Origin of the sequence: Pseudomonas sp. SIMBA_068 (genome assembly GCF_046534705.1) — a bacterium.
Lineage (GTDB): Bacteria > Pseudomonadota > Gammaproteobacteria > Pseudomonadales > Pseudomonadaceae > Aquipseudomonas > Aquipseudomonas putida.
Genome location: NZ_JAWRYI010000654.1, coordinates 1 through 267 on the forward strand (window position 1 = coordinate 1; position 267 = coordinate 267).

A 267-nucleotide genomic window follows, 5' to 3' on the forward strand; every position below is an offset into this window, starting at 1 on the left:
CCGAGGGTATTCTGGTGGTGGGTGAGGGCAGCGTCATCCAGTATGCCAACCCGGCGATTTCACGCTTGCTCAACGCTACGATGGCTGAGTTGCAGGGTGAAAGTTTCCTGAGTTTCCTGCAAAAGCCTCACGTGCCTGCCTGGTTGGGTTTCCCGATGTACGAGGCGTATCGCAAAGGCGAAACGTGGCGCCAGCACGACGCGATCTTGCGCACCCGTCGCGGCCAGCAAGTGCCGGTGGCCTTGTCTTGTGCGCCTCTGCCCGCTG

The 267-nt window shown here is 61.0% G+C and carries 1 protein-coding gene; it reads left to right on the plus strand.

From position 1 onward, the window contains the following. A partial coding sequence (locus SB756_RS30850) for a PAS domain-containing protein (protein ID WP_410913339.1) occupies positions 1-267 on the plus strand: 267 nt, incomplete at both ends.